Annotated in this window: 5 protein-coding genes; 2 read left to right on the top strand and 3 right to left on the bottom strand. The window is 71.9% G+C overall.

All coding sequences use genetic code 11. The annotated features are described in order from the left end of the window. Positions 1 to 437 precede the first annotated feature (437 nt). The 3 genes from ABEB28_RS42565 to ABEB28_RS42555 are packed head-to-tail and all read right to left on the bottom strand — an operon-like array spanning position 438 to position 2,117. Positions 438 to 1,055, bottom strand: a complete 618-nt coding sequence (locus ABEB28_RS42565; protein ID WP_345734009.1) for a methyltransferase family protein — start codon at positions 1,053 to 1,055, stop codon at positions 438 to 440. Positions 1,056 to 1,080: 25 nt separating this feature from the next. Continuing rightward, positions 1,081 to 1,788, bottom strand: a complete 708-nt coding sequence (locus ABEB28_RS42560; protein WP_345734008.1) for a cation diffusion facilitator family transporter — start codon at positions 1,786 to 1,788, stop codon at positions 1,081 to 1,083. Next, positions 1,788 to 2,117: an ArsR/SmtB family transcription factor gene (locus ABEB28_RS42555; RefSeq protein ID WP_345734006.1), complete on the bottom strand. Its 330-nt coding sequence runs from the start codon at positions 2,115 to 2,117 to the stop codon at positions 1,788 to 1,790. The genes ABEB28_RS42560 and ABEB28_RS42555 overlap by 1 nt, the downstream gene beginning before the upstream one ends. Before the next feature lie 140 nt (positions 2,118 to 2,257). On the opposite strand from ABEB28_RS42555, the gene ABEB28_RS42550 reads away from it, so the two are divergent. Both ABEB28_RS42550 and ABEB28_RS42545 read left to right on the top strand, forming a co-directional pair. Further along, positions 2,258 to 2,887, top strand: coding sequence for a class I SAM-dependent methyltransferase (locus ABEB28_RS42550; RefSeq protein ID WP_376982103.1), 630 nt, complete (start codon positions 2,258 to 2,260; stop codon positions 2,885 to 2,887). A 174-nt stretch (positions 2,888 to 3,061) separates the two neighbouring features. Next, complete coding sequence (locus tag ABEB28_RS42545; protein ID WP_345734004.1) at positions 3,062 to 3,823, top strand: MerR family transcriptional regulator; 762 nt, start codon at positions 3,062 to 3,064, stop codon at positions 3,821 to 3,823. Positions 3,824 to 3,884: the final 61 nt, after the last annotated feature.

The following is a 3,884-nucleotide window of genomic DNA, read 5'->3' as shown; positions in this document are numbered from 1 at the left end:
CCGCCCCACCGACACAAAACCGCCGTCCACAGCCCTGAAAACGACTCCTCCCGGTGGTAACGGCGGCACCACCTCCGACAACCGGGGGCCGCGTTCGCCGCCGCACGCGCGGCCCTGCGGTGGTGCCGTCGGCGCGACTGCCACCCCGCAGGCAGCACGCCAACCCGCTACCGACCGCGCCTGAAGATCAACACCGTCAGTGGTGGAGGCGGACGCAGGCAGCGGTGTCGTCCCCGGCCGATGCGCCACCGCCCAAGGGTGCCAGGACGCTGTCGGCGGGATAGCGCGCCGACCGGATCGCCGTTTTCAACACCGGTCGACGCGACCCCGGCATCAGCGCGGCCACCAACTCACTCGTTCGACGCCGGCCAGGTAGATCCTCGAGCCGGCGCAGGCGACCACGAACGCGTCCACCGGTCGCGCGGCGGATCACCGGCTCACGGCGTCGTACCGGCAGACGCGCGGCCGATGCGCGGGAGGAATCGGCCGACTTCCGCGGTGTAAGCGGTGTAGACGCTGCCGTGGACGCGTCGTAGATATGGCTCCTCGATAGCGCGCACCTGCAACTCGACGGACGCGATCAACAGCACCAGCGCCGCGAACGCGACCACGGTCGGCACCATCAACGCCAAACCGGCGCTCGTTGCGATCATCGCGGTGAAGATCGGGTTCCGCACGACCGCGAACGGGCCGGTCGTCACCAGTGCCGTGCGCTCGGCGGGGTCCACCCCGACCCGCCAGGAGGCGCCCATTCCGGACTGGCACCACAGCACGCCGAGGACTCCGGCGACCGCGATCAACACCCCGAGCCACCGACTCACGGGCCGATCGAAGACGGCCGCCAGCGGCAGGCCGGCCAGCGCGGCGATCGGCGCGGCGGCGCCGAGCAACAGCGCGGCGACGAACGACATTTTCGCCCACCACGCCACTGACCCGACCGGCCCGGCGTGCAAGCGCAGGCCGGTGTCACCGGTGCGGCGCCGCTGCGCGACGCTGCGCCATCCGAACGCCAGACCGAGTCCAGTTAGATACAGCACCAGCGCTGCCACTGCCATCGACGGATCTCCTTGAGGCGATTGTTCAGCTGTGGTCGGAGCAGCAGCCGTCGGCGCAGCCGGTGCCGCGATCGGACACGTTGACCAGGGCGGATCCTGGCGCGCAGCACGCGTCTCCGCGCCAGGCCTCGCGTCCCTCTTTGATCGCGATCACGGCGATGACCAGCCCCGCGATCGGATCGGCCCACCACCAGCCGAACAGCGAGTTCACGCCGAGGCCGACCAGCAGGACGGCGGACAGATAGGTGCACAACATTGTCTGCTTGGAGTCCGCGACCGCCGAGGCCGAACCGAGTTCCCGGCCCGTCCGACGCTGCGCGGCCGAAAGTACCGGCATGATCACCAGCGACAGCGCAGCCAGCACCAGGCCGACCGTCGAATGGTCAGCGCGTTCCCCGCCGATCAGCGCTCGGACGGACTCGACGCCGACGTAGGCGGCTAGCGCGAAGAACGACACCGCGATGACCCGCAGCGCCACCTTCTCCCGAGCTTCCGGCTCCCGGCCGGCGAACTGCCACGCCACCGCGGCTGCCGACGACACTTCGATCACCGAATCCAGACCGAAGCCGATCAGCGCGGTCGACGAGGCCAGGCTGCCCGCGGTGAGGGCCACCACCGCCTCGACCACGTTGTAGGCGATCGTCGCCGCCACCAGCCATCGGACCCGCCGGGCCAGCGTCGTGCGCCGCGACGGCGACGGCCCGAGACCCACCAGCGGCAACGGGGAGCCCATCAGCAGCAGCCCTTGTCGTCCGCGTCCGGGCAGGCCTCCGGATCCACCGCCAGCACCAACCCGAGCAGGTCACCCAGCGCGTGCCGCAACCGTGCGTCCGCGAGTTCGTACCGGGTGCGGCGGCCTTCCGGTACGGCGACCACCAGCCCGCAGCCCCGCAGGCACGCCAGATGGTTGGACAGGTTCTGCCGTGACGTGCCCAGCAGTTCGGCCAGGTCCGCCGGGTAGGCCGGTCCGTCGCGCAGGGCCAGCAACACCCGCGCCCGGACCGGATCGGACAACGCATGCCCGAACCGCGCCAGGACCTCCCCGTAGGTCAGCGTCTTCATGGCCGTGACAGTACAGCGAACAATGAATACACGTCTAGCTGTACCCAGGCGACGGAGCGCGCCGGACCCGGGAGCCTCTTGGACGACTGAGTACCGTCGAGAGCACCGACGGCGAACGGGAGGAGCACCCCGTGCCAGAGTTGACGAACCGTGACGATCGGCTGCGCCGGTTCTGGGACAAGCAGGCCGATTCTTACGACCGGCAAATGGGCTTCATGGACCGGCGCTTGTTCCGCGACACCCGTGCCTGGGTCTGCCGTCAAGCCACCGGCAATACGCTCGAGGTGGCGATCGGCACCGGGCTGAACCTGCCGCACTACCCCGACGACGTCCGCCTGACCGGCATCGAGTGGAGCTCCCCGATGCTCGACCAGGCCCGCCGCCGCGCGAGCGATCTGGGCCGCGACCACGACTTGCGGGTCGGTGACGCCCAGTCGCTGCCGTTCGCCGACGACTCGTTCGACACGGTCGTGTGCACGTTCTCGCTCTGCGCGATCCCCGACGACCGGCAGGCCGTGCAGGAGATGGTCCGGGTGCTGCGTCCGGACGGGCTGCTGCTGCTCGCCGACCACGTCGAGGCCGCACCCTGGGCGGGCCGCCTGCTCCAGCGCGCGATCGAGGTGATCACGGTTCCGCTCGGCGGCGAGCACTGGCGTCGGCGGCCGATCCGGCACGTGCAGGCACTCGGCCTGCCGATCGAACGGCACGACCGCTTCACGCTCGGCGTTGTCGAGCGGCTGGCCGCGCGCAAGCCCGCCGCAGCCGCGTAACCGCCGCGGCCACGCTCACCGCGCAGCCTGCCGCCGCGGGGCCACGCTCACCGCGCAGCCTGCCGCCGCGTGACCGCGGCCGCGCAGCCGCGGCGTAGCCCCCGCCGCTCGCGCGCGCCCGCGGGCTTGAACCTGACGTGGGGTCAGGACCTAACGTCGAATCCGGGTGATCTCGTGGACGAACGACGGTGGAAGGTCGGAGAGCTGGCGCGCGCCTCCGGAGTAACGGTCCGGACCCTGCACCACTTCGACGTCATCGGGCTGCTCCGGCCGGCCGAACGGTCCGCCGCTGGTCATCGGCTCTACACGGCGGCCGACGTCCGGCGGCTCTACCAGGTCCTGGGGCTGCGCTACCTCGGGCTGTCGCTGGCCGAGGTCACGCGCGCGCTGGACGGGGGGCCGGCCGAGCTCGGCCCGATCGTCGAGCGGCAGCGGAGCCAGGTCGACCGGGAGTTCGCGGCGTTGCACGACCTGCGGCGTCGGCTCGCGACGCTGCAGCAGGCGTTGCGGGAGGCGCGGGACCCCTCGATCGACGAGCTGATCCGGACGATGGAGGCGATGATGCAGTCCAGCTACTTCACCCCCGAACAGCTGGCCGCCGCGGCGGCACGGCACCGGGAGCCCGGCTTCGACGACCGGTTCGCCGGCTGGCAGGACCGGTGCGGGCGGCTCGTCGCTACTCTTCGGCCGCACCTGGAGGCGGGCACCGATCCGGCCGACCCGGACGTGCAGCGGCTGGCCGGGCTCTGGAGCGCGGTCCTGGACGAGATGACCGGCGGCGACCGGGGCGTACGGTCGGCGATCTACGCCAAGTTGGACGGACAGGGCCCGGACCGCGCGACCAGGGGAATCGTCGACGCCGCCTCGTGGGACTACCTGAAGCGGGCGTTCGCCGTCGGCTACGGCGGTGCCCCGACCGGCGACGGAACCGCGTAGTCCGCCGCCCCGCCCGGACGGCTGCCGCCGCCCGCCCCGACGGCTGCCGGCGTGCCGCCCG

Origin of the sequence: Cryptosporangium minutisporangium, from assembly GCF_039536245.1 — a bacterium.
Classification (GTDB): Bacteria; Actinomycetota; Actinomycetes; order Mycobacteriales; family Cryptosporangiaceae; genus Cryptosporangium; species Cryptosporangium minutisporangium.
Note: the sequence above shows the minus strand (reverse complement) of the source record. Positions and strands in the feature narration are given on the sequence as shown.

Coding starts and splice junctions, on each gene's coding strand:
- ABEB28_RS42555 (WP_345734006.1), bottom strand. CDS start 2,117: ATGAAGACGCTGACCTACGGGGAGGTCCTGGCGCGGTTCGGGCATGCG.
- ABEB28_RS42565 (WP_345734009.1), bottom strand. CDS start 1,055: ATGGCAGTGGCAGCGCTGGTGCTGTATCTAACTGGACTCGGTCTGGCG.
- ABEB28_RS42560 (WP_345734008.1), bottom strand. CDS start 1,788: ATGGGCTCCCCGTTGCCGCTGGTGGGTCTCGGGCCGTCGCCGTCGCGG.